We start from the raw sequence: 22,461 nt of genomic DNA, 5'->3' as shown, positions 1-22,461 counted from the left end.
TTATATCATCCCCTCTGTTTACTTTCGTATAAAAGACTAGAACATACAGGATTCGCTTCGGAGTGTTGGTATCCTCCCTGTCCTGACTTTGGTTGTGCCGTTCATGGTGTGAGATGTTCCCTTCTAACCATTTTGTTTATAGGAGCCGCCGTGGTTTTAGCGGGACGGATGATCCTTATTGCCGGATTATTTACGGAACCAATATGAATATATAATTAGGAATACGTGCTTTTCAAAGAGTACGTATTTTTTATTTTGTAAAAAGTTGAAACTTTTATACAGGAAATGAGCTCTAAAGACTATAAGGGGAGGATCAAGTGAAGAATCACAGACTGATTAAGAAAGCGAAGAAGGGAGATTCAGAGGCATTCGAGAAACTGCTGATTCAATACAGCGATCGATTGTATCGAACAGCTTATTTATATGCCGGTAACAGGGATGATGCTTTGGATATTGTTCAAGAAACGGCTTATAAAGCATTTCTGGCCATAAAAAATTTAAGAGAAAGCAAATATTTCTTAACCTGGATCACTAGAATACTGATCCATAGTTCTTATGAATGGAAGAGGAAGAAGGAAAAGGAGTTACCATTGGAACAAATTAGTCAAGTTTCAACGGGGAAAGATGATTGTATTGTTGAACATCTGGATTTGGTTTGGGCGTTGGATAGATTGCCGGAGAAGTATCGCGATGCCGTTGTTATTTTTTACTATCAGGACCTTCCAATAAAAGAAGTCGCTGAAATTATGGACGTTCCGGTAAATACGGTAAAGACCTACCTTCTAAGAGGGAAAAAACAATTGAAGGTAATCTTGAAAGGGGAGGGTTACCATGAAGGAGAAATTATTCAATGAAAAATACAACGATATCAATGTTCCGGAGGATGACGTCCGGCAAGCGATAAAGATGGGTGTACGTATAGGAAGTACACACAGATCGGGGGAAGGCAGGAAAGGGTATCTAAACATAAAATGGTTTCTTTCTGCAACTGCTTTTATTATTATCATGTTCGCTACGTTTGCTGTCCCATCTGTATCTCATGTCATGGCACAAGTGCCGGTAGTAGGTCACTTATATTCCACTTTTAATGACTCTATAGGAAGGAACTTAGCATCTCAAAATTTGGTTACTGAATTAGAGGAGACGGCTACTGCAAAAGACATTAAAGTGCGTATAACCAGTGCTTATTATGATGGAGCGGTAATGGGGGTGACCGTAGAAGTGAAAGGTGATGTTCAGAGCGATGATGGCGCACGTGTCAGCGGATTTTACGAAATTTATCAGGGAGATGAGTCGGTATCGGATAGCCGCGAGATCGTCTATTTTACTCCGATCGAAGACGGATACACAGGTCAAATTCAGATTCCTTATCCTTATGAAAGTATGCCCGAGCACACTACATTTCCTTTGGAATTCTTAAGAATTGGAAAGCAAGAGGGAGAGTGGTCTTTTGATGTTCCTGTTAAACAACTGCCCTACAACGTCCTGTCGGTAAACAAAGAGAGCGAGGATACGGCAGCATCTATCCGTGTGCAAGTTGATTCTATTATAGAAGGGAAAGCTTCGACTGCCATCAATTATACTGCTTCTTTTCCTTCTTCAGAGGTACATAATCAGGTCCGACTAGAAGCATATGACGATCGAGGAAGAGAGATAACTATTTCTATGGATGGTATTGATTTGGAGACTAAAAAGGAAAATGGGAGACTTGTTGTGAAAGGAAGGAGTATCATTCCAGAAGAAATACGAGAAAGGACCAGTTACATAGAAATTTATCCTAAAGTAGCGTTAACAGGGAAAGATCCTAACGATCCCTTAGAACTGGACCCAATCAAAATGGATATAAATTCATTAAATTAAAAGCTAGATACGTTTAAAGAAAAAGAGGCTGATCCCAGGATCAACCTCTTTTCTTTAAGACTTTTTCAATAGAGCCTCGATATTCGTATTCAGCTTCACCAATTCCATCTTAATTTCCACTAATTCCTTCTTTACCCCTTCAAACGTGTCCGAAGCGGCTCCGGTGATATCACCGAAAATGCCGGACAGGTCCAAGTCGTCTGCAGCATCGTTTTTCAGCAGGTTGTTGAATAAAGCATCCTCTTTCGTCAGTTTGGATGCGAGATTCATCAAAGAATCCAAATTCAATTCTTGGGACGAATCTTTCTTCGTTTCTTTTGAATTGTTCTTGTCGATTTGATCGAATTTACTCATAGGTATTTCCCCTTTCTCTAATAATGAAGGGGCTGTGGTTTTATCCATAGCCCCTTATGATTAGTTGATGGTTCGCAGGATCTCATTAATGCAGTTAATGACGATCTGGCGTTGCTCACTGGATCCTAGTAGAACAGCGACCAAAAGACCCAGCAAAAACAGGACAGCGATCAGTACCGCAACTAAGTTTCGTAAGAAGTTCATGATTTTCCCTCCTCCATTACTGGAATATAGGAGACGTCTCTTACTTTAATAATCTATGAAAAAACTTCCTACCCGCTTGTACCATCGCCTTTGTTGATAGAAATGAGCCGAATTGCTCAATGGTGAACAGTAGTTTGAAGGGAGAGTGGAAGGGTACTTCAATTGGATGGAGTCTATTACATCCGAATATGGAGGGTTTTGATGGGGGAGATGGGAAGGAACATCGTCATCATTCTATTAGTGATCGGAGGCTGGGCCGCGGTCATTCTCCGTGATTTTCCCGGTGCAAAGGCGAAGGCAGGCGGGTCCAAAAGTCTTGTCATCTTGGCTGTCCTCTGCTCGGCATTACTTATATGGATCGGGATGAGCTTATAACCATGAAAAAAACGGCCGGGGAAGCTATCCGGCCGTTCGTAGTTTGTTGAAGAAGTACTTTTATAGGGAGCGGGCGGGCTCCGTGGAATAGAGCGCTTTCCGTGGGGTGGCCGGTGAGCCTTCTCATCGCTGCGCTCTTCCGGGGTCTCACCTGTGCCACTATTCCCACAGGAGTCTGCTCTATTCCACTCCACCCTTTGCCATAATTCCCTTCATTCATCGTTATGGATATTTGATTAAAAAGTTTCATGGACGGAAGATTTTTATCCCATCCGTTTATTCTTTAGAGTTTCTCGACAGCCTGAAAACGGCCGGGGAAGCTCCCCGGCCGTTCGTTCTTTCCTTTATTAGAGAATATTATTCTTCTGTCATGATTTCCTGCAGTTCATCGAGCATCTGGTTGGCCGCGATGACGCCTCCGGCAGTGTTCCAGACGGCATCGCTCACTTTATGAGCGTTTCCTTCCTGGACTACATTGAGGTTCTTCCATAATGGATCGCTTGTCCATTCTTCTTCTGTGCTCAATGCTTCCCGGTCGTCCTGAGGGGCGTAAGTGAAGTAGAAGAGGATATCTCCATCCATTTTCGGAATGGCTTCTTTTCCTACTTCGATGGCAAGTTCACCCATTTTGTTGCTTTCGTCGAACATCTCTGTCTGTGCTTCGGTACGTTTGAAGCCAAGCTCGTCAAGGATGACTCCGGAGAAGGAATCCTTGTAGTAGATCCGGGATGTTCCGGCCATGAAGCGTACGACGGAAACTTCCTGATCTGTCTTATCTCCAAGGGCTGTTTTCACTTCTTCGACGTGCGCGTCATAGTCAGCAAGTACTTCTTCGCCTTTGTCTTCAAGGCCGAGTGCCTCTGCGTAAAGCTTGAAGTTCTCCTTCCAGTCTCCGCGCAGCTGCTCGGAGAATACGGTCGGTGCAATAGCGCTCAGTTTGTCATAGACGGCTTCCTGACGCTGTTTGTTACCGATGATCAGATCCGGCTGCAGTTCCGCGATCTTCTCTACGTTCACTTCCTGCTCCAGACCGACGACCTCGACACCATCCATGTCTTCTTCGATATGCTTATACCAAGGATCGCCAAGCCACGATTGGACGGCTCCGGTCGGTTGGACGCCGAGTGCCAGGACGGCTTCTGTTCCTTCGTTAGTCAGTACGACGACTTTCTTCGGCTTCTCCGGGATTTCCGTTTCTCCCATCGCGTGCTTCACCGTGTACGATTTCCCGCCGTCGCCACTGTTGGTGTCTTCTGCCTCTTTATCCGAGTCGCTTCCGCATGCGGTAATGAACAACAGTGCAAGAACGGATAAGAATACCCATAAACTCTTCTTATATGTACGCATAAGTCTCCTCCTAAGAATGATATTCATTATCATTTATCTAAGCTATATAGTAAAAAAGATGATACGTTTGTCAATGGCGATATTGAAAATCATTTTCAATAATAAGAATGTTTGATACAATTTCAATGGTTGTATGGAAGTGGCGAACGCTTGCGGCTTCCGCTTTTTAACACTTTGGTGTAGGGGAGATTCTCTTGATCCATTCCAATAGAGCAAAAACACTTGTATTTATCGGCAGTGTCCTGCTTATGCTTGCGTCGATGGGGGCAAGCATTGTGTACGGTTATGCCGACACGGGCTGGAACACGGCCTATCAGGCGTTCCTGGATTTCGATAATTCCAATGAACATATCATCATTCAGGATGTCCGACTTCCTCGGGCGCTGATTGCGACGGTCGTCGGGGCGGGGCTTGCCGTTTCCGGTGTCCTGCTTCAGGCGCTGACGAACAATCCGCTCGCATCTCCAAGCGTATTCGGGATCAATGCCGGAGCAGGCTTCTTTATCGTCGTCGCTTTTTCTTTCTTTTCCATCAATAATATCCAAGCCTTTACCTGGATCGCTTTCCTCGGAGCAGGCGTGACGGCGGCGATCGTCTACATACTCGGCTCTGCCGGGAGGGAAGGACTGACGCCGGTCAAACTGACGCTGGCCGGAGCGGCGATGGCGGCGTTCTTTTCTTCGATGACGCAGGGACTGCTGGTTGTGAATGAGGCAGCCTTTGATGAAGTGCTTTTCTGGTTGTCCGGATCGGTGCAGGGAAGGAAGCTGGAATCCTTGATCACGGTGCTTCCTTATATGACGGTTGGTTTCGTCCTGTGCATTTTCCTTGCCGGGAAGATCAATATCCTTGTCATGGGAGATGACGTAGCGAACGGTCTCGGGCTGAAAACGCCGCTTGTCCGGTTCTTCGGCATTGCTACGGTCGTGCTGTTATCGGGAGGTTCGGTCGCCATCGCAGGTCCGATCATTTTCGTAGGCGTCGTCGTGCCGCATATTACGAAGTACCTGGTCGGCAACGATTACCGCTGGATTCTTCCGTACAGTGCCGTTCTCGGCGCAATTCTTTTGCTGAACGCGGATATCGCAGCAAGGTACATCGTCATGCCGAGTGAGGTGCCTGTTGGTGTCATGACCGCGATGCTCGGCATTCCTTTCTTCATTTACATTGCGAGAAAAGGGAGGGAGGACGCATGAATAGATACAAAACGATCCGCTCGAAGAACGGGCGTATTTCCTTTCTTATTGATAAAAAAGCCTTGCGTATCAGCCTGATCCTGCTACTGACGGCAGCGATCGTATTCCTGATCAGTACCGGGGTCGGTGAGACGATGATCAATCCGATTGACGTTTTTCAAACATTGATCGGAAACGGTACCGCCTACCATGAATTGATCATCCAGTCGTTCCGCTTACCGAGGATCATCGTTTCCTTCCTCGTCGGTGCTTGTCTGGCTGTAGCGGGAGGCATCCTTCAGAGTCTCGTACGTAATCCGCTCGCATCACCGGACATCATCGGGATAACGGGTGGAGCGTCAGTGGCTGTCGTTGTCTTCCTGATGCTGTTCTCGGATCAGAACAATTCCTTGATGGTAAGTATTCACTGGATGCCGCTTGCCGCCTTCATCGGCGCGGTCATCACAGGCTTCAGCGTGTACTTCCTCGCAAGGAAAAAGACGACTTCGGCTTTAAGGCTGGTGTTGATCGGTATCGGAGTGTCGATGTTCATGAAGTCCTTGACGACGCTGTTCATGATCAAAGGACCGATCTATCAGGCGACTCAGGCGAACGTCTGGATCACGGGTTCTGTGAGCGCCGCCAACTGGGACCAGGTGACGATCCTGCTTCCTGCTGCGGTCGTCCTGCTGCTGGTGACGGCAATGGTCACGAAGCAGCTCGACATCCTGGACTTAGGAGACGGCATTGCGACGGGAGTCGGAAGCAACGTCAAGTTGAGCCGTCTCTTGCTGCTGTTGTTGAGCATCGGGCTCACGGCTGTCGGGGTAGCCTTCGCCGGCGGCATCGGGTTCGTCGGTTTGATGGCCCCTCATATGGCACGGAGGCTTGTCGGTACGGGCTTTGCTCCGCTGCTTCCGGTTGCGGCACTGCTCGGGGGAATTCTCGTCATGCTCGCAGATTTCGCGGGAAAGACGCTGTTCCTTCCGTTGGAAGTGCCGGCCGGTGTATTTACAGCAGCCATCGGTGCCCCTTACTTCATTTTTCTTTTGTACAAAAGCAGAAATGCATAAAGGATGGCGCAGGAGCGGTTCTTCTCTTTGGGAAGGACCGCTTTTTTTGAGTATAGCGGTAGGTGTTTTATGTTACGCTGGATATACAGGAACTACAGACAGTGGAAGGAGGGAATCTTATGCCTGAGCACAAAATTTATTCGATGAGCTTTGCGAAGGTTTATCCGGCTTACGTTGCCAAGGCGGAAAGAAAAGGGCGGACGAAAGAGGAAGTGGATGAAATCATCCGCTGGATCACCGGTTACAGCCAGGAACAAATGGAGGGTGTCCTGGAAAATCAGACAGACTTCCAGACCTTTTTCGCGGAGGCTCCAGCGCTGAACCCGAACCGGACGATGATCAAAGGCGTCATCTGCGGAGTGCGGGTGGAAGAGATCGAAGAACCGACGATGCGGGAAATCCGGTATATGGATAAGCTGATCGACGAGCTGGCAAAGGGAAAAGCGATGGAGAAGATACTTCGGAAATAAGAGAAATCAAGCCCTGCATGTCGGTGTGTGCAGGGCTTGATTTTTAGGATATTTATAGTTGTTGGGCTGTCACGGGCTATATACTTGTTTTACAGCCTTTCGTTCTGTCCGTTCCTTTTCCGGCAGGGATCTTGTTTCCTGATGACTTTCCCTGAGAAGTTTGTGTAGGATATGAGCGCAATCGGTTGAAAGCTGGTGATGGTGAAGTTTACCGGAATCAGCGGAGTTGTGGTATCTGTCGTTCGCAGAGAGTTGACCATCGGTACAGGTGAATACCTGCCCAGCTGCGCGGTGATCGTATAGACGTGTTTTACGGCGGTGGTATCTGTGTCGATATACTGGAAGGTGGTCGTCGCAGCAGGCGGCAGTCCGTTGCTTGTAGACACGGGAGTGAGGTCGATCTGAGAGATACTTATACTTTCCGTCGTGGAGGTGACGGCGCCGGGAACCCTTGCCCGGAACATAAGCGTCCGGAAATCCGTAGTCGTGAAGATCAGTTCTTCATCGCGGTACACGTTAAACGTGACAGGGGCTTCGACCATTACGTTTACCGTCGATTCCAGAGTCGTTAACGGCTCCGCTGTGATGGGGAGGTAGGCAGTGAGGACAGCCGCTCCACCCAATGTGATCAGCCAATTCGCGGTTGCGATCAGTTCTATCTGATCGCTCAAGCATAGACGCTCCAAGCTTACTGGAACCTGCAGGCCCGTTTCTACCCCTGTCGTCTGGAGCGGGATAAGCAGGGATGGTGGTGTTTCTTTTTGGTTGTAGGACTTGAGGAGCCCGTCGGATGCATACATAAGCATTCCTCCTTTCCGATAGAATGAAAGAGACAAAGGACGTCTCTTTTAACTAACATATGATGAAAGAGGAAAGTTGGCTGGGAGAAGGACATTAAAACGATAGATTCATAGAATGATCCTATACATAGAAAAAAAGAATAACGAGTGAGAAGGTGCCTGGATGGGAATGGAGAAAGTAGAAACAGCTTCTGAACATGTGTCAAAGGAACAGCGGAAAACGTTGTACCGCAAAGTATTGGTGGTCGTCAGTATATCGCAGATTCTCGGCGGCGCTGGCCTTGCAGCCGGAATTACCGTCGGTGCTCTGCTTGCTCAGCAGATGCTCGGTACCGATGCATACGCAGGGTTGCCGGCGGCGCTCTTTACATTGGGGTCGGCGGTCGCCGCGTGGGCGGTCGGAAGGTTATCCCAGCGGTACGGGCGAAGGACAGGGCTTGCGGCAGGTTTCGCTGTAGGAGGCCTCGGTTCAGCCGGGGTGGTGCTCGCTGCCATTTTCAACAGCGTCTTCCTTTTATTTGCGGCTTTATTCATCTACGGAGCAGGAACAGCAACGAACCTCCAAGCACGCTATGCAGGTACGGATTTAGCGGATCGGAAGCAGCGGGCGACCGCGGTCAGCATCACGATGGTGATGACGACGTTCGGAGCGGTGGCTGGGCCGAATCTTGTCAGTGTCATGGGAAATGCGGCTCTGTCTATCGGTATCCCGGCGCTCGCCGGGCCGTTTCTCTTATCGGGGGCGGCTTTCCTTTTGGCTGGTCTGTTTCTCTTCGTTATGCTGCGGCCGGATCCGCTGACGATGGCGAAGAAGCTGGCGGTTCAGGAGGAAGTTCTCACAAGGGATGGAGCAGTAGCTGCAGCGGTTAACAAGCGCGGACTTGCGGTCGGAGCAGTGGTTATGGTGCTCACCCAGATGGTGATGGTTGCCATCATGACGATGACTCCTGTTCACATGGGGCATCACGGTCATGGACTCCGGGAGATCGGCATGGTCATCGGTTTCCATATTGGAGCGATGTATCTCCCGTCGCTTGTGACCGGTGTCCTCGTCGACAAATTCGGCCGTACCGCGATGAGCATCGCTTCGGGTGTGACACTGCTGCTCGCAGGACTGGTGGCAGCGCTCGCTCCGGATGATTCGGTTGTGCTCTTAATCGTTGCTTTATCGCTCCTTGGATTAGGCTGGAACTTCGGACTGATCAGCGGTACCGCCCAGATCATCGACTCGACGACGCCGTTCACACGTGCGAAAACACAGGGGACGCTTGATGTGTTCGTTGCGCTCGCAGGTGCTTCCGGCGGGGCCCTCTCAGGAATGGTTGTCGCACACGCCGGATATGCTGCGCTGTCCATCGGTGGTGGACTATTATCACTCGTTCTCCTGCCAGTGGTAATCTGGTCACGAAGGTAGTCCGGAAAGGAGGAGAAGATGTCAAGAGCGAAAAAGGTTAAGGATATCGTCCGTTTTCTCTATATTCTGGTCGTCATTGCGGTCAGTCCGTTCTTACATAAACATGTGCCGGTCGTGTTGTCGCTGGCACTAGTGTTCGCAGCTTATCCGATCTTGATGTACTTGACGGAAGCTGGAATGAAAGATAGAGGAAGGAGGGATGATGGATGAAGTACGTCATCGGCATGTTTGTGGTGATGGCCGCGATGGTTATCATCACGTTGACGAACGAGTACATTTTTCACGGGGATTATGGGGCAATTGCCAGCTGGGCAGTCGTCCTACTGTTTCTCTTAGGTGGAATATGCTTCGCCAATGCCAGGTATTATTTATCAGGAAAGTAGGCTGTCTTCTACAGAGAAGTCCTTTTTTTTGCATAGGAAGAATGATAGGATAAGGAAATAGTTTATGGGATAAAAAGGAAGAAAAAAGAGGAGGGGATGTAGACATGGATAGGGAAAACATGTCAGAAGAAGAAAAGTGGGCAGAGATCGAGCGCCTGCAGGAAGAGGAAGACCGCCAATCCGAAATTCTGAAGGAGCTGACGGGGAAGGGGCTTTACGAGGTCATGGTGGAGCCGGATGAGGATGGAGTCGTTTATATAGACAGCGAGGATCATGATCATCCCCTCGTTCACGATCTGTACGAGGAAGAACCTGATCGGGATACCATTGGCTTATTTCATCCTCTAAACAATGGAAAGTCCATCTACCTTCCGGGAAAATAACGCCATTGTTGAAACCGAAATCCACCGCGTACGTATAGATACCATAAGGTGGAAAGAGGGGATTCCGATGATAAAGACTGACTCCTGTCCGAAATGCGGCGGGCAGAAAGTGAAAGAGGGCGTCGTTCATTCCGCATCCGGCGCTGTACATATGTTGCCGAAAGGAAATCCGCGGAGCACATCTTCGCCGGTCCTTTCAAAATACTGTTCGAGCTGTGGTTACATATTGGAGTGGTATGTGGAGCATCCGGAACGGTTGGATTAAAGAAAAGCCTCTTTTAAAAGGAGGTTTTTTAGCTTGTTGAGGAAGAAGTTTTTGGGAGCACCGGGCTCCGGGAAATGGGACGCTTTCCACGGGGCGGCCGGAGCCTGTCCATTTCCCTCCGCCCTTTACGGAAAACTCCTTTCTATTATTAGGTATAAGCGGCTTTTAACCATCCGTTTCTAATGTGGAAATTTCTCTTTCGATGAGGGATAGGGACAATTCAAATGCATGGATACGCCTTTTGGCTAAGGTGATCTGTGCCTTGTAGCGGGCCGGATTTTCTTTCGCTTGCAACGTTTTTACTGTCTCTTTCAGCTTGTGGACCGTGGAATCGAGCTGCCGTTTCGCTTCCACTAAATCAGAATGGTCGTACATAGGTAATCGTCTCCTTTTCTACAGGTGGATATCGAAGTATAGACGACAGTTGGGAGACTGTCAAAAAAGAAGGAGGACAGGTATGGAATCCTTTATGGTTTTTGGATTTTTAAATGTAATCTTCTATCTGGGTATCCTCGGATTCGCTATTTATTTCGTTGCGGCTATGCTGCATCGATCCAGAGAGAGGAACGAGTATTTGAAGGAGATTCTTGCGGAGTTGAGGAAGCAGAACGCCGATGAGGGTCGCTGAAGGAAAAGGAGGGTCATTCTGATGACCCTCCTTTTTTGTCTGTATGCTTGGCTTACAGCATTTAGGATTGGAGAAACTGGACCAGATCCCGCAGCATGTCCGGGTGCATTTCGTCCTTCCTGATACTTTCTTTATATTCTTTCTTTACGTTCAGAAGTGTATGATCGCCGGATCGTTTCCGGAGCAGATGGTTCATGTCTGGATAAACCTTCACTTCCGCGCCGGTATGAGAAGCGAATGCACGGGCGGATCCTTGCTTCACCTGGACGTCTTTTTCCCCTTCTATGGCGAGGGAACGGGCAGGCACGTAGGAAAGGTAGTCAGCTGTGTCGAAGGCTCTCATTTCCCTCACCCATTTGGCGTTGATTTTCGTTCCTTTGTATTGGATGACATCAGAAGGATCCGCCTCGATTTTCTCATAGAACTTACGGGTCTGCTTTTCAATTTTTTTGTTCACTTTAAGCATCCGGAAAAAGAACCCCTTCACGCCGGAAGCCTCGGCGATTTCCTGTCTGATCATCCGATTCTGATAATCAAGGAGCTCCTCTCCTTTATCAAAGGACCCGCACAGGAAGATGAACCGGTCTGCGCTTCTGTCTCTCATGACGGCAGGTCCGATAATCGCCCCTTCGCTGTGGCCGATCACCGTGACTTCCTCCACCTCGGAACGGCCTTTCAAAAATTCCAGCCAGTCCCCGGCATCTTCGATAAAGTCCCATAAGCCTGCTGCCACATAACTGCCTTCGCTTTTTCCTACTCCTCGTTTGTCGTAGCGCAGCGTGATCAGTCCTGCTTCGTGTAAGCGGCCGGCTAATTCTTTATAGATATCCGCCTGCATCCAGCCGCCATTGCCGTCCCTGTCGACTTTTCCGGACCCGGGAATGAGGAGGACCGCTTTCTTGCTGTGCGGATCGGGCAGGGTAAGGGTCCCGTAAAGCTTTGTTCCTTCTCGCTCTATGACTGCTTCCTGTACTTTTGTCATCTGCCTTGCCTCCAATTAGAAAAATATAGGTATAAAGATAAGCTGCATGCTGATATGGGCCGTCATATGTGACCATACACTGAACCAGAAGCCGTACTTCCAGTAAAGATATCCGAAAAACAGACCGCCAATGCTGTTCAGGAGAAGCGCTCGAAAAACAACCGGAAGGCTGAGTTCCCCGAATAAGGCCGCGTTGGCCGGCAGGTGCGCGACAGCGAAGAGGATGCTGGTCAGGATGATCGCTGCCCAGTAATAGCTGTCGGGGACGGAACGCTGCTTGCGGATCTTCCCGACCAGATAGATAAACAGTGTCATACCGAAAAGTCGGAGCATCACTTCTTCCACGATCCCTCCATACAACACTCCGCCGGCAAGCCCGGCAAAAGAAGGGGTCGGGGAGTGGTCGGCAAGCCCGGGAATGATCTGCGGGAAAACCCATGCATCCCCTGCTTGAATGAGGAAGCCGGTCAACACACCGAACCACAGCGAAAGAAGAAGTCCCTTCTGTTTTTTCTCCTTCTTGATTAACGTTAAATCGGTACGCTTCTGTAAAATCAGGCCGATCCAGCTGAATAAAAGTGTCAGGACGGCAGCCTGTACGGTCAATACAACCGTGAACACGTCCCGGTCTGGAATAGGAAGCGCGGAGGTGGTGAAGGTTTCTATCGCGATGAAGTACCCCCCTGCTGCACCAAGGATGCTCAAAAGAAAGCTGATTATCCAGATTCTTTTCATTCCGTATCCTCCTGTTCCGGGAGAAAGATTTGATAGAGCTGGATTTTTCTCCCGTTGTTCTCCTTGCTCTTTTGATGGTACTTCTCGTAAATCTGTGCCAGTTCGCTTCGCATGTCGGAGAATTCTTCGTCGGTCAATTGCACGTCCAGCCGATTGAAGCCGAACGGGTCTTTTTCTATCGTGGGGTTGCTCTTGATATAGGCTTCGGTCTGATCCAGCAGCTGAAAGTAGAGTGTAGTGAACAATTGTATCTGTTCCTCTTCGCTCATCTGTGCGAAGTCGCCGGCATGGATCCGGGCTCCATCCTTTTTTAAGGAATAGGTCTTTTCAACGGCACCGCGGATTTTCTTCTCTTCGATGACGTGGACCACGTTTTCTTTATCTAATACATGAAGGTGCCGGTACAGCGTTGCCTGCGGAATCTCCGGCAGAGCCTGGACGATGGCATAGCCTGTGGCGGGACCTCTCGACAAGTATTGGATGATCTTCATCCGCACCGGGTGCAGAATGGCATCGGCTTTTGATTTACTCATGAAATGTTCCTCCTCCATTATTATCATTTTTGATAACAATGAAAATATACGATAGATCCGGCGTGGAGTCAATAGGTATATTCTGCAGATCGCTTCGAATTTACTCTTTTCGGCAGCCGCTTACGAAATGTTCTATGTTTGCCTTGTCTTAAATGTGGCAATGAACAGAAGGGAGAGATACAGTAGGATTTAATTAGAAGAGTCGGAGGTATGTAAACATGATTAAAGCACTTGTATTTGATGCATATGGAACGTTATTCGATGTCTATTCCGTTCGGAAAGCGTGCAACGACCTGTTTCCGGATAAAGGGGATGCGATCAGTCAAACGTGGCGGAGCAAGCAGCTGGAGTATTTTTTCCTGCGTCAGTTGTTCGAACGCTATAAGCCGTTTGATGAAATTACGCGCGATTCGTTGAGGTATGCCTGTAAGGAGAACGGCGTCACGCTGTCTAAAGAGGATGAGAGCCGTCTGATGGAAGCTTATCTTGAGCTTGCATTGTTCGAGGAAGTGGAAGAAGTCTTGAAGGATCTATCCGACAAGCAGCTCGTCGTTTTCTCGAATGGTTCCGAGAATATGATCGCTCCACTCGTCGATCAGTCCCGCATCCAGCCGTATATCGATTCGGTCATCAGTGCCGATGAGATCAAGCAGTACAAGCCGACTCCGGCTGCGTACAACCATGCGCTGGAAAAACTCGGCGTGTCGAGGGAGGAAGTGTTGTTCATGTCCTCGAACCCATGGGACATCCTCGGGGCGAAGAGCTTCGGTTTCCGGACGGCCTGGATCAACCGGAACGAGCTTCCGGAAGAAGAACTCGACATCCAGCCGGATTCCATTTACAGCGATTTATCCGGGATTAAGGAATGGACGGAATAACGGTGGACCGAAGCCTTTTGTTTCTACAAAAAAGGAAAAGCCTGAAGTAGCTTCTACAAGGGCGGCTCGACTATACAAACATGGGATAAGCTCCATAAGATGATAGAAGCATGAGGTAAAGGTGGGAAACAATATGCCGTGCATCATTTATGGCAACATCGAAATTGGAAGTTTGTGTGGCGGAGTGGTTAATTTCGGAGATTCCTTGTATATCTCTCCGATCTCGGTATCAGACAGTGAAAGTGACGAAGCGCCGGTCGCACCTGCCAATATTGGCCAGGCTGTGACGGACCCGAATATTACGTAATTTCTTCTATATGAAAAAAAGGGAAGCCTGCCACGGCTTCCCTTTTTTTAAAAGTTGTACTTTTCTCCGTCTTTTGGTATAAGGAGGTGGGAATGAAATCCGCGTTCCTCTGCGAAACGCTCCAGCTCCTCCCTCGACAACATCCAATGGTTGACCGCTTCCATATGAACAGACAGGATCGTGGCATGAGGTGCAGCACGGTGCACCTCAAGAATATCTTCTTTTGACATGACGAGAGAACCGCCTTGGTTGAACTGGTTGTCGCCGCCGTTGACGACGATGATGCCCGGTGCGTGCCGGTCGATTTCCTCCTGCACGCCTTCATACCAGACCGTGTCTCCTGCGACATACAGCGTTTCTTCTGACGGGTGGCGGAAAACGACACCGCAGACTTCCCCGGTGAGCGTCAGGATGTCTCCTCTCCCGTGTTCTCCTTTTGTTTTGGCGAGTCCGATTCCCTGCCATTCGGTATGGGCTGTCAGGACTTCCACATGACGGAATCCGGATTCTTTCACAGTTTCTGCATCCGCATCGTTCTGGACAAACAGTTTCATGTCTTTCGGCAAAGCGTCCTTCGCTGCGTCATCGAAGTGGTCGAGGTGCAGATGGGTGAGGAGGACTGCGTCGACATCTTGAAGGATCATCTCCACGGGTAACGGCAGATCCACCAATGGATTCTGTTCCTCTTGTCTCGGCGAATCTGGAAACGGGGGATAAGCTCCTTTTTCTGCGAGCATCGGATCGATGAGGAACTTCTTCCCTGCATAGGTGACAAGAAGGGTGGCGTTGCGGATCAGTTGTATATTCATGAGAACATCTCCTTTATTTTAGGCTCAGGTCTATTCTATACTTAAGAAAAAAGGGGATACATAGACAGAATCAAGTCTTTCTCTGTTTTCACTTGATTTATGAAAGGATGGAAGCTGGATGCTCGACCAAACAGACTGGCAGATCATCAAAGAATTGACGAAGAACAGCAGAATCAAGATGAAGGAGCTTGGGGATAAGGTCCATTTGACCGGTCAGGCCGCCGCTTCCCGGGTCGCCAAGCTGGAGGATCAGGGCATCATCGAAGGCTATACGATTACCCTCAACCAGCAGGAGGTGGGCTTTACGATTCATGCCTTCCTTACAATCATCACTGAAAGCATTCATCACCGGCCGTATTTAGAGTTCGTTGACGCAAACAAGGAGTATGTTTCGAATCATTATAAAATCAGCGGAGACGGATGCTACATTCTCGAATGCCGCTTTCCGTCCTATGAAGAACTGGATGCGTTTCTCGTGGATTTAAATAAACAGGCGAACTATAAGCTTTCAATCGTCATTAACAAGCAGCCTGTATAAACATGGAGGTATGGGAATTGGAACAAAAGACACAAGCAAATGCGGGCTTTCAGAAGATAGAGGTGGAGGATGACCACCTGGGCGTTTCTTACCCCCTTTACCTTTTCTATCCTACAGAAACAGAGGAAAAAGAAGGGCACCTCGGCCCATACCAGATGTCTATTGCAAAAGGGGCCGATCCGCGTAAGGGAAGTTCTCCTCTAGTCGTCCTCTCTCACGGGACAGGAGGCACGCCGCTCGTATATCGGACGCTTGGCCGTTATCTCGCACGTCACGGCTTTTTCGTGGCGATGCCGGTGCACCCCTTTAATAATAAAGACGACAATCGGCTGGAGAACACACGGGAAAATCTGATAAGCCGGCCTATGCATATCACACAGACGATCGATCGGCTGCTTACGGACGATCAGCTCCGGGAGTATGTGGATGCCGGGGACATATCCATGATTGGACATTCGATGGGTGGATACACCGCCGTCGCCGCAGCGGGAGGCGTCCCGGCCACGCTGCCATGGGAGACGGACGACGGGAATCCGGAAACGATCGCAGTGGAGGTAGAGCGGAGGATCAGGAGAATGATTCTCCTCGCACCTGCCTTAGGCTGGTTCCGGTCCGCCGGTGCTCTTGATCGTGTGGACGTTCCGATTCTCGTGATGACAGGTGAAAAGGATGATATCACGCCTTCGTTCCATGCCGATATCCTGCTTCAGGGAGTGCCGCACCCAGAACGGGTCGAGCATCAAGTCATCGAACAAGCCGGGCATTTTTCTTTTTTGAGCCCGTTTCCGGATGTCATCAAGCACCCCGATTTCCCGCCTTCCCAAGACCCGGAAGGATTTGACCGCGGGCAGTTCCAGATGCGGCTTCAGGAAGAGGTGCTGGAATTTCTACAGAAAAAAGGATGATCGGGAGCGTATCCGGTCATCCTTTTTTTCGTGCTGAAGTTTATAATAGGCTTCCTGATTGTTCTTTTCGCTTTCAACGACGGAGCATCCGGCCATCATTAGAAGGAAAATGGCTATATAACTGATCGTTAGTTTCTTTAACATAAAAAGTTTTCCGCTCAGCTATTGTTTCCCTTTATTTGAATAGCCGCTATATGTCCAACTGCCATTCGTTTTTCTCAACCATTCCGTTCCTATATCTAACTTCAAAACCGGACGTCTGAGCGGCATTGCTTCCTCCTTGGGAAGCTGTCTAAAGCCTTCTTTCCTCAGGAACTGCCGGCTGGACGACGCGTCATGCGCTCTACCCGGTTCATGAAGTAGTGAAGCACGACACCTCCCAGAATGACCGTCAACAGCGTGCCGATTCCGATCGGCCCGTTGAAAAGATAGGCGAGAATCAGGAACAAGAGATAGAGGAACGACCGGGCAAGTGTAATGCTGGAACGCAGCCATTCCTTCAAAATTAACGTGAGCCGGTCAATCGGTATCGCTGCAAAATTCGACTGCAGGTAAAGAGCTGTACCTAAGCCGATCCCCGTTAAGCCGAACAGGAAGCAGGCACCCTGGCTGTACCAGGCAATGGGCATCAGGAAGTCATCCAGTAGAAACAGCCAAGTATCGATGCTTATGCCGGTAATCATCGCGGTGAGAAGCCCGAAGAGCTCCGGACGCTGCTTGACGAGGAGCGCGTTGCATCCGATCAGAATGAAGGCAATGATGATTTCCCAGCTTCCGACGGTGAGTCCGATGCTTTCGGAAAGTCCGACGAGCAGCGCATCGAACGGGGAGGCGCCTAGTCCGGAAAGGATGGTAAGCGAAATACCCAGTGCCAGGATGACGATCCCGATGACGTACAGCAGGTAGGTCATGTATATCCTCCTTTTTGTTGCAAATGCAACATTCAGTCGTTATACTGAGCATATCTGAAACAGGCTGTATTTGCAACGAAAGAAAAGGAGCAGATGATGAAAGCGATATTGAGAGAAATAGGTATGATCGCAAGGGCACTTGACTCGATCAGCAACATAGAATTCAAGGAGTATGACCTTACGAAAGGGCAGTATTTATATCTGGTCCGCATCGTGGAGCACCCCGGGATCATCCAGGAAAAGGTGGCGGAGATGATCAAAGTCGACCGCACGACTGCGGCGCGTGCGATTAAGAAACTCGAAGGGAACGGCTTTATCGAGAAAAAGCCCGATGATGAAAACAAAAAAATCAAACGGCTGTATCCGACGAAGAAGGGGCAGGCTGTCTATCCCCATATTAAACGGGAAAACGACTACTCGGAGCAAGTTGCCTTCCGAGGCTTCACCGAAGAGGAGAAGGCAGCTGCTTTTGACTTGGTCGAGCGGATGAGGCAGAACATCGAACAGGATTGGGAGTTCGTAAAGAAAGGGAACAAACGGAATTATTGAAGGGGGAGAAAGCGATGGACATTCATATCAAAGCTTGCGGACAAGAGCAGGCGCACACTCTGCTTTCTATCGGAAAGGAAACATTCTACGACACCTTCGCCGCACAGAATACGGAGAAGAACATGAACGATTATTTGGCTCAGGCGTACACGATCGAGCGGATGGAAGCGGAACTGGCAGAGGATGATTCCTTCTTTTATTGTATGTTCGTGGATGGCGTACTCGCTGGTTACTTGAAAGTGAACATCGGAGATTCCCAAAGTGAGCCGATGGGGGAGGAAGCGCTTGAAGTCGAGCGGATATACATAAGGAAGGCGTTTCACAGACAGGGGCTTGGCCGCCGCCTGCTTACTTATGCGCTTGATCTTGCAGGCAGATGGGACAAGTCCGAGGTGTGGCTCGGAGTCTGGGAAAAGAACGAACCGGCACTCGTCTTTTATGAGCGGCTGGGCTTTAGAAGAATCGGGGAGCATTCCTTTTACATGGGAGAGGATGAGCAGACGGATTATCTTATGGCAAAGACGCTGAAGGAGGAGACATGATGTACATACCGAAGCATTTCCAGATGGAACAGTCCGCTGCTCTTGAGGTCATCGAAAATAACGGGTTCGCCCTCCTCGTTTCTATGGGGGAAAGGGAAGTGTGTGCTACTCATCTTCCACTGCAGATTAATAGAGAAGAAGAAGCACTGTACGGCCATTTCGCCCTCCCGAACGACCAGTGGAAAGAGGCGGAGGGAAAGCAGGTGATGGCTGTATTCCAAGGGCCTCACTGTTACATATCTTCCGACTGGTACGAAACGAATCGAGCGGTTCCGACCTGGAATTACGTTGCCGTTCACGTCTACGGAAGGCTTGAAATAGTAGAAGATGAGAAGCAGATACTCGCCTCGCTTCATGATTTAGTCACTACCTACGAAGCACCGGGTAGCGGCTACGGTTTAAATGAATTAGATCCGGCATTTGTCAAAGGTATGAGGAAAGGCATTGTCCCTTTTCGAATCCTGATAGATAGAATCGAAGGAAAAGCCAAACTGAGCCAGAATCATTCGAAAGATTGCCGGGAGCGGGTCGTACGAAAGCTTGAACAGTCCGGCCGGGAAAACGAGCTCGCCATTGCGGATAGATGAAGAAGCGGTTGGATTAAAGAAAGGCAGGCACGCTTCTGTCCTATATGTATCTATTATTCCTGAAATCTTGTGAAAAAAGCGGAGAGAGTTGTAGAAAACTTCCGGATTTGAAATAATTGGTAGAGGGTAGATTCCAGTATAGGAAGGTGACAAAGATGTCTGATAAAAAACGTGCGTACATAAAGGATGTAGTCCGGTGGGGGATCATCGGTTGCGGCGATGTGACGGAAGTGAAAAGCGGTCCCGCGTTTCAGCGGGTGGAGAACAGCTCTCTTGTCGCGGTGATGAGACGAAACGGTTCGAAGGCGAAGGACTATGCAGAGCGCCACGGCGTGCCGAAATGGTACGACAAAGCAGAGGATTTGATTCACGACCCGGAAGTGAATGCGGTCTATATCGCGACCCCGCCCTCCTCCCATAAAGCCTATACCATCATGGCAGCAGAAGCGGGTAAACCTGTGTATGTAGAGAAGCCGATGGCGATGGATACCAAGGAATGTGAAGAAATGGTAGCCGCTTGTGAGAAGCATGATGTCCCGCTTTTTGTCGCTTACTACCGGAGGTCGCTGCCGCGGTTCTTGAAAGTGAAGGAGTTGATCGAATCCGGGGCGATCGGAGACGTCCGCTTCGCATCGATCCAGCAGACGCAGCGCCTGATGAAGAAAGACGAAAACGGAGCATGGCCTTGGCGTGTTCTGCCGGAAGAAAGCGGGGCGGGCCTGTTCTATGATGTCGGCTCCCATACGCTCGATCTCTTCGACTATCTGCTTGGACCTTTGACAAAGGTGAAAGGAGCGGCGGATAATCTCGCTGATTCCTATCCGGCGGAGGACACGGTGAATGCAGCCTTCTCCTTCCCGTCCGGTGCGTTCGGTACGGGCATATGGAACTTCTCTTCTTATACAAATAAAGATGAGAACCGCATTGTCGGTACAGAGGGAGAAATCCGTTTCTCCACGTTCGATGAGGAACCGGTCGTCCTTTTGACCGAATCCGGAGAAGAGTCCTTTTCCATCGAGCATCCGAAGCATATTCAGGAACCCCACATCCGTTCGATCACAGCGGAACTGCTTGGGGAAGGGAGCTGTCCGAGTACAGGAAAGACGGCCCTTCGTACCAACGTCGTCATGGATGACTTGGTTCATGCGTATTACCAATAAGGGCTCTGTATCTACGTATCCTACTAACTGGACTGTTTGAATAGGGGGGGAGCAGGATGAAGGAAGAAACAGCAGGGAAAGTCAGGCGGATCCTGATGCGGGCTGTACTTCTGCTGGTTGCTCTTGGTATATCGTATATCTTCGCCTATACCTTCCACTATGCCCCGCAAGGGTATGAAGTCGTGGAGAAAAACGAGGCAGAGGTCCTTCTGCAGAAAAATAATTCGATCGGGGTAGAGGAAGAGCAGCTTACCTTTATGCCGAACGACGAACAGGAGTGGAAAGTGGATTACCTCCTCGATCTGGTGAACCGGCAGAAGGGCCAGTACTGGATATTCTTTACCACTATTCTTACGACCTTTTTCTTCGTCGGAGCTGACGTACGAAAAGGAGAGCCGCTCAGGAAGGTGCTGTTCTTCAGCGGCTTTTATGTCCTTTTCTCCGCCCTGGCACTGGTGAAGAATTGGAATACGATTAAAGATATAGTGGGATGAAAGGGAAGCTCGATCCATCTGGGTCGAGCTTTTTTCCCGTTGTCTTTTTTCCTCATCTCTTCTATAATTTGATGTAAATGATAATGATAATTGTTATCAATTGATAGGGGGATAAGTATGAAGACAGAATTCAGGATAGTAGAAGAAGATAAGAGCCGCCGTTTTGCGTTCCGACCGCTTGAAATCGGGGACGCAGACCTTTTACATACATGGATGCATCAAAAGCATATTGCACCGTTCTGGAAGCTCGACGTTTCGAAAGAGAAATTGACGGAATGGGTAGAGAATTCCCTGAAAGCAGAACATAAGGATTGTTACATCGGCACCTGCAACGGGGAGCCGGTCACGTATGTCATTGCTTATGATATCAGGAAAGATCCGATCCGTGAGTATTATGATCATCAGGAAAAGGACTTGGGAATGCATCTGCTGATCGGGCCCCGGCCGCTGTTGAACAAAGCAGACGGTCTCGGACTGATCAGAGCGATGATTTACTTTCTTTTCGACACGTATGATGCGCATCGAATCATCGGGGAGCCGGACCGAAGAAACCGGATCATCCTGCCGATTCTGAAGCAGATCGGCGGCGAGGTGCTTGGACATATCGACCTTCCAGGGAAGGAAGCGACGCTGATTCAAGGGGAGAAAGCGGCGTTTGAAAAGTCGTTGGCCGATCATCAAGTCGTCGTGGAACCGATGCAGAGGATGACATCCAAGGCAGGGGGGATTCTATCATGAAACCAGTCGATCCGCAGGTGTTGGACCTGTTGAATAGCATCGGGGCACGGATGAAAGAACTGAAACATCCGTCCCTTGATCGCCTGAGTCCGGGGGAGTCCAGAGAGTACTACCAAGTTGCTCGTGAGTTTTTTACCGCACTTCCGGTGGTCGGTGCATCGGTGGAAGAAACGTCGTTTGTAAACCGATCCGGGAACGAGATCCCTGTCCGAATTTATACACCCGAGAACGAAGGTCCCCACCCCGCTCTTGTATATTTCCATGGAGGAGGCTGGGTGTTCGGGGATATCGACAGCGCGGACAATGTGTGCCGTTATCTTTCCAGCCGGGCTCAGGTGGTGGTTGTTTCGGTCGGTTACCGTCTCGCTCCAGAGCATCCCTATCCTGCGGCCTTCCATGATGCCGTGGACGGCGTAGAATGGATGACGGCGGAGGCATCGCGATGGCATGTCGATCCGGAAAGAATTGCCGTAGGAGGTGAAAGCTCCGGTGGAAACCTCGCAGCCGCTGTTTCCCTTTACTTTAAAGACAGAGCGGATATAGAAATCACTTACCAATTTCTGATCACTCCCGTCCTCGACTACCGGTTCGACACCTCTTCTTACCAAGCCGGTTATGCGTACAATTTGACGAAGGAAAAAATGGAATGGTTTTTCGGACATTATTTGAAAGAGGAGGAAGACGGCGGGGAGGTCTTCGTCTCCCCGCTTCGGGCGTTGGATGTGACCGGTCTTCCACCGCTTTTACTCGTAACGGCAGCTTACGATCCGCTCCGGGATGAAGGTTTTTCCTATGCGGAGCGTCTGAAAGAAGCGGGAGGTGTGGTGCGTCACCTTCATTATGATGACCTCGTGCACAGCTTTATTAATATGATCGGCAGGGTCGATCGAGCGAGAGAGGCGCTTGAGGAAATGACAGAGGTTCTGCAGACCGTCCTCCACATGGACCCGATCCGTATTTGATAGCGGGTCTTTTTTCTTAAAAACGGGAAACACGAGACGGATGGTTTGAGGCAGGGAATCGGGCAAGCTAGAATAAGAGAAAAGAAGGGAGTGGATTCAT

Annotated in this window: 33 protein-coding genes; 23 read left to right on the top strand and 10 right to left on the bottom strand. The window is 49.5% G+C overall.

Annotated features, from left to right (window positions below; all coding sequences use genetic code 11):
• The first annotated feature begins 317 nt into the window (after positions 1-317).
• Both D479_RS02770 and D479_RS02765 read left to right on the top strand, forming a co-directional pair.
• Positions 318-854 carry a sigma-70 family RNA polymerase sigma factor gene (locus D479_RS02770; protein ID WP_008633390.1) on the top strand — a complete coding sequence of 179 codons (537 nt, stop codon included), beginning with the start codon at positions 318-320 and terminating at the stop codon, positions 852-854.
• On the top strand, positions 832-1,860 hold the full coding sequence (locus D479_RS02765; RefSeq protein ID WP_008633388.1) for a DUF4179 domain-containing protein: 1,029 nt from the start codon (positions 832-834) through the stop codon (positions 1,858-1,860). Before D479_RS02770 ends, D479_RS02765 begins: the two co-directional genes overlap by 23 nt.
• Positions 1,861-1,914: 54 nt before the next feature.
• Here D479_RS02765 and D479_RS02760 read toward each other — a convergent pair whose 3' ends face one another.
• Together D479_RS02760 and D479_RS20590 are read right to left on the bottom strand one after the other, a co-directional pair.
• Positions 1,915-2,214, bottom strand: a complete 300-nt coding sequence (locus D479_RS02760; protein WP_008633386.1) for a hypothetical protein — start codon at positions 2,212-2,214, stop codon at positions 1,915-1,917.
• 60 nt (positions 2,215-2,274) lie between these two features.
• The gene (locus D479_RS20590) at positions 2,275-2,418 is read right to left on the bottom strand and encodes a hypothetical protein (protein ID WP_008633385.1); all 144 of its coding nucleotides are present in this window, start codon (positions 2,416-2,418) and stop codon (positions 2,275-2,277) included.
• A gap of 201 nt (positions 2,419-2,619) precedes the next feature.
• Between D479_RS20590 and D479_RS20585 the strand changes: the two genes are divergently transcribed.
• The gene (locus D479_RS20585; RefSeq protein WP_193743861.1) at positions 2,620-2,793 is read left to right on the top strand and encodes a hypothetical protein; all 174 of its coding nucleotides are present in this window, start codon (positions 2,620-2,622) and stop codon (positions 2,791-2,793) included.
• A 357-nt stretch (positions 2,794-3,150) separates the two neighbouring features.
• Here D479_RS20585 and D479_RS02755 read toward each other — a convergent pair whose 3' ends face one another.
• Positions 3,151-4,140: an iron-siderophore ABC transporter substrate-binding protein gene (locus D479_RS02755; protein WP_008633383.1), complete on the bottom strand. Its 990-nt coding sequence runs from the start codon at positions 4,138-4,140 to the stop codon at positions 3,151-3,153.
• A gap of 248 nt (positions 4,141-4,388) precedes the next feature.
• Here D479_RS02755 and D479_RS02750 point away from each other — a divergent pair, with 248 nt between their 5' ends.
• The 3 genes from D479_RS02750 to D479_RS02740 all read left to right on the top strand — a co-directional run bounded on the left by D479_RS02750 (position 4,389) and on the right by D479_RS02740 (position 6,858).
• Positions 4,389-5,336 carry an iron ABC transporter permease gene (locus D479_RS02750; protein WP_051348938.1) on the top strand — a complete coding sequence of 316 codons (948 nt, stop codon included), beginning with the start codon at positions 4,389-4,391 and terminating at the stop codon, positions 5,334-5,336.
• A complete protein-coding gene (locus tag D479_RS02745) occupies positions 5,333-6,388 on the top strand; it encodes an iron ABC transporter permease (protein ID WP_008633378.1) in 1,056 nt (351 codons plus the stop codon). The genes D479_RS02750 and D479_RS02745 overlap by 4 nt, the downstream gene beginning before the upstream one ends.
• 119 nt (positions 6,389-6,507) lie before the next feature.
• On the top strand, positions 6,508-6,858 hold the full coding sequence (locus D479_RS02740) for a DUF2200 domain-containing protein (RefSeq protein WP_008633377.1): 351 nt from the start codon (positions 6,508-6,510) through the stop codon (positions 6,856-6,858).
• A gap of 89 nt (positions 6,859-6,947) precedes the next feature.
• Here the strand turns inward: D479_RS02740 and D479_RS02735 are convergent, their stop codons facing one another.
• Positions 6,948-7,658: a hypothetical protein gene (locus D479_RS02735; protein ID WP_008633376.1), complete on the bottom strand. Its 711-nt coding sequence runs from the start codon at positions 7,656-7,658 to the stop codon at positions 6,948-6,950.
• Between the two features lie 163 nt (positions 7,659-7,821).
• Here D479_RS02735 and D479_RS02730 point away from each other — a divergent pair, with 163 nt between their 5' ends.
• The 5 genes from D479_RS02730 to D479_RS02715 all read left to right on the top strand — a co-directional run bounded on the left by D479_RS02730 (position 7,822) and on the right by D479_RS02715 (position 10,103).
• Entirely contained in the window at positions 7,822-9,072 is a 1,251-nt protein-coding gene (locus D479_RS02730; protein ID WP_008633375.1) for an MFS transporter, read from the top strand.
• An 18-nt stretch (positions 9,073-9,090) separates the two neighbouring features.
• Positions 9,091-9,282, top strand: coding sequence for a hypothetical protein (locus D479_RS02725; RefSeq protein WP_008633374.1), 192 nt, complete (start codon positions 9,091-9,093; stop codon positions 9,280-9,282).
• Positions 9,279-9,455, top strand: coding sequence for a hypothetical protein (locus D479_RS20580; protein ID WP_193743860.1), 177 nt, complete (start codon positions 9,279-9,281; stop codon positions 9,453-9,455). Before D479_RS02725 ends, D479_RS20580 begins: the two co-directional genes overlap by 4 nt.
• Before the next feature lie 104 nt (positions 9,456-9,559).
• The gene (locus D479_RS02720; RefSeq protein ID WP_008633372.1) at positions 9,560-9,838 is read left to right on the top strand and encodes a hypothetical protein; all 279 of its coding nucleotides are present in this window, start codon (positions 9,560-9,562) and stop codon (positions 9,836-9,838) included.
• A gap of 67 nt (positions 9,839-9,905) precedes the next feature.
• On the top strand, positions 9,906-10,103 hold the full coding sequence (locus D479_RS02715) for a hypothetical protein (RefSeq protein WP_008633371.1): 198 nt from the start codon (positions 9,906-9,908) through the stop codon (positions 10,101-10,103).
• Positions 10,104-10,268: 165 nt separating this feature from the next.
• On the opposite strand, the gene D479_RS02710 is transcribed toward D479_RS02715, so the two are convergent.
• The gene (locus D479_RS02710) at positions 10,269-10,478 is read right to left on the bottom strand and encodes a hypothetical protein (protein ID WP_008633369.1); all 210 of its coding nucleotides are present in this window, start codon (positions 10,476-10,478) and stop codon (positions 10,269-10,271) included.
• Positions 10,479-10,560: 82 nt separating this feature from the next.
• On the opposite strand from D479_RS02710, the gene D479_RS20575 reads away from it, so the two are divergent.
• Positions 10,561-10,731 carry a hypothetical protein gene (locus D479_RS20575; protein WP_008633367.1) on the top strand — a complete coding sequence of 57 codons (171 nt, stop codon included), beginning with the start codon at positions 10,561-10,563 and terminating at the stop codon, positions 10,729-10,731.
• Positions 10,732-10,792: 61 nt separating this feature from the next.
• Here D479_RS20575 and D479_RS02705 read toward each other — a convergent pair whose 3' ends face one another.
• From D479_RS02705 to D479_RS02695, 3 genes are read right to left on the bottom strand one after another with little or no spacing between them, the layout of a single operon-like run.
• On the bottom strand, positions 10,793-11,713 hold the full coding sequence (locus D479_RS02705) for an alpha/beta fold hydrolase (RefSeq protein ID WP_008633366.1): 921 nt from the start codon (positions 11,711-11,713) through the stop codon (positions 10,793-10,795).
• Positions 11,714-11,728: 15 nt separating this feature from the next.
• Positions 11,729-12,448: a CPBP family intramembrane glutamic endopeptidase gene (locus tag D479_RS19780; protein WP_008633364.1), complete on the bottom strand. Its 720-nt coding sequence runs from the start codon at positions 12,446-12,448 to the stop codon at positions 11,729-11,731.
• A complete protein-coding gene (locus tag D479_RS02695) occupies positions 12,445-12,981 on the bottom strand; it encodes a helix-turn-helix domain-containing protein (protein WP_008633362.1) in 537 nt (178 codons plus the stop codon). The genes D479_RS19780 and D479_RS02695 overlap by 4 nt, the downstream gene beginning before the upstream one ends.
• Positions 12,982-13,199: 218 nt before the next feature.
• Between D479_RS02695 and D479_RS02690 the strand changes: the two genes are divergently transcribed.
• The gene (locus D479_RS02690) at positions 13,200-13,859 is read left to right on the top strand and encodes a haloacid dehalogenase type II (RefSeq protein WP_008633360.1); all 660 of its coding nucleotides are present in this window, start codon (positions 13,200-13,202) and stop codon (positions 13,857-13,859) included.
• Between the two features lie 133 nt (positions 13,860-13,992).
• The gene (locus D479_RS20105) at positions 13,993-14,166 is read left to right on the top strand and encodes a spore germination protein (protein WP_008633359.1); all 174 of its coding nucleotides are present in this window, start codon (positions 13,993-13,995) and stop codon (positions 14,164-14,166) included.
• A 47-nt stretch (positions 14,167-14,213) separates the two neighbouring features.
• On the opposite strand, the gene D479_RS02685 is transcribed toward D479_RS20105, so the two are convergent.
• Positions 14,214-14,975 carry an MBL fold metallo-hydrolase gene (locus D479_RS02685; protein WP_008633357.1) on the bottom strand — a complete coding sequence of 254 codons (762 nt, stop codon included), beginning with the start codon at positions 14,973-14,975 and terminating at the stop codon, positions 14,214-14,216.
• A gap of 118 nt (positions 14,976-15,093) precedes the next feature.
• Here D479_RS02685 and D479_RS02680 point away from each other — a divergent pair, with 118 nt between their 5' ends.
• Positions 15,094-15,513 (top strand): Lrp/AsnC family transcriptional regulator, encoded by a 420-nt coding sequence (locus tag D479_RS02680; protein WP_008633356.1) that lies wholly within the window; start codon positions 15,094-15,096, stop codon positions 15,511-15,513.
• Positions 15,514-15,530: 17 nt separating this feature from the next.
• Positions 15,531-16,418, top strand: a complete 888-nt coding sequence (locus D479_RS02675) for an alpha/beta fold hydrolase (RefSeq protein ID WP_008633355.1) — start codon at positions 15,531-15,533, stop codon at positions 16,416-16,418.
• Between the two features lie 308 nt (positions 16,419-16,726).
• Here D479_RS02675 and D479_RS02670 read toward each other — a convergent pair whose 3' ends face one another.
• Entirely contained in the window at positions 16,727-17,329 is a 603-nt protein-coding gene (locus tag D479_RS02670) for a permease (RefSeq protein ID WP_008633349.1), read from the bottom strand.
• 96 nt (positions 17,330-17,425) lie between these two features.
• Here D479_RS02670 and D479_RS02665 point away from each other — a divergent pair, with 96 nt between their 5' ends.
• The 7 genes from D479_RS02665 (at position 17,426) to D479_RS02635 (ending at position 22,361) form a co-directional block, all read left to right on the top strand.
• Complete coding sequence (locus tag D479_RS02665; protein ID WP_008633348.1) at positions 17,426-17,878, top strand: MarR family transcriptional regulator; 453 nt, start codon at positions 17,426-17,428, stop codon at positions 17,876-17,878.
• Positions 17,879-17,892: 14 nt separating this feature from the next.
• Positions 17,893-18,420 carry a GNAT family N-acetyltransferase gene (locus tag D479_RS02660; RefSeq protein WP_008633347.1) on the top strand — a complete coding sequence of 176 codons (528 nt, stop codon included), beginning with the start codon at positions 17,893-17,895 and terminating at the stop codon, positions 18,418-18,420.
• Positions 18,420-19,007, top strand: a complete 588-nt coding sequence (locus D479_RS02655; protein WP_008633346.1) for an FMN-binding negative transcriptional regulator — start codon at positions 18,420-18,422, stop codon at positions 19,005-19,007. Before D479_RS02660 ends, D479_RS02655 begins: the two co-directional genes overlap by 1 nt.
• A 155-nt stretch (positions 19,008-19,162) precedes the next feature.
• Positions 19,163-20,167, top strand: coding sequence for a Gfo/Idh/MocA family oxidoreductase (locus tag D479_RS02650; RefSeq protein WP_008633345.1), 1,005 nt, complete (start codon positions 19,163-19,165; stop codon positions 20,165-20,167).
• Between the two features lie 56 nt (positions 20,168-20,223).
• On the top strand, positions 20,224-20,661 hold the full coding sequence (locus D479_RS02645; protein ID WP_008633343.1) for a hypothetical protein: 438 nt from the start codon (positions 20,224-20,226) through the stop codon (positions 20,659-20,661).
• 117 nt (positions 20,662-20,778) lie between these two features.
• Complete coding sequence (locus tag D479_RS02640) at positions 20,779-21,399, top strand: GNAT family N-acetyltransferase (protein ID WP_008633340.1); 621 nt, start codon at positions 20,779-20,781, stop codon at positions 21,397-21,399.
• A complete protein-coding gene (locus tag D479_RS02635) occupies positions 21,396-22,361 on the top strand; it encodes an alpha/beta hydrolase (RefSeq protein ID WP_008633338.1) in 966 nt (321 codons plus the stop codon). Before D479_RS02640 ends, D479_RS02635 begins: the two co-directional genes overlap by 4 nt.
• The last annotated feature ends 100 nt before the right edge of the window (positions 22,362-22,461 follow it).

This window comes from Halobacillus sp. BAB-2008, from assembly GCF_000328325.1.
Taxonomy (GTDB): domain Bacteria; phylum Bacillota; class Bacilli; order Bacillales; family Halobacillaceae; genus Halobacillus.
Note: the sequence above shows the minus strand (reverse complement) of the source record. Positions and strands in the feature narration are given on the sequence as shown.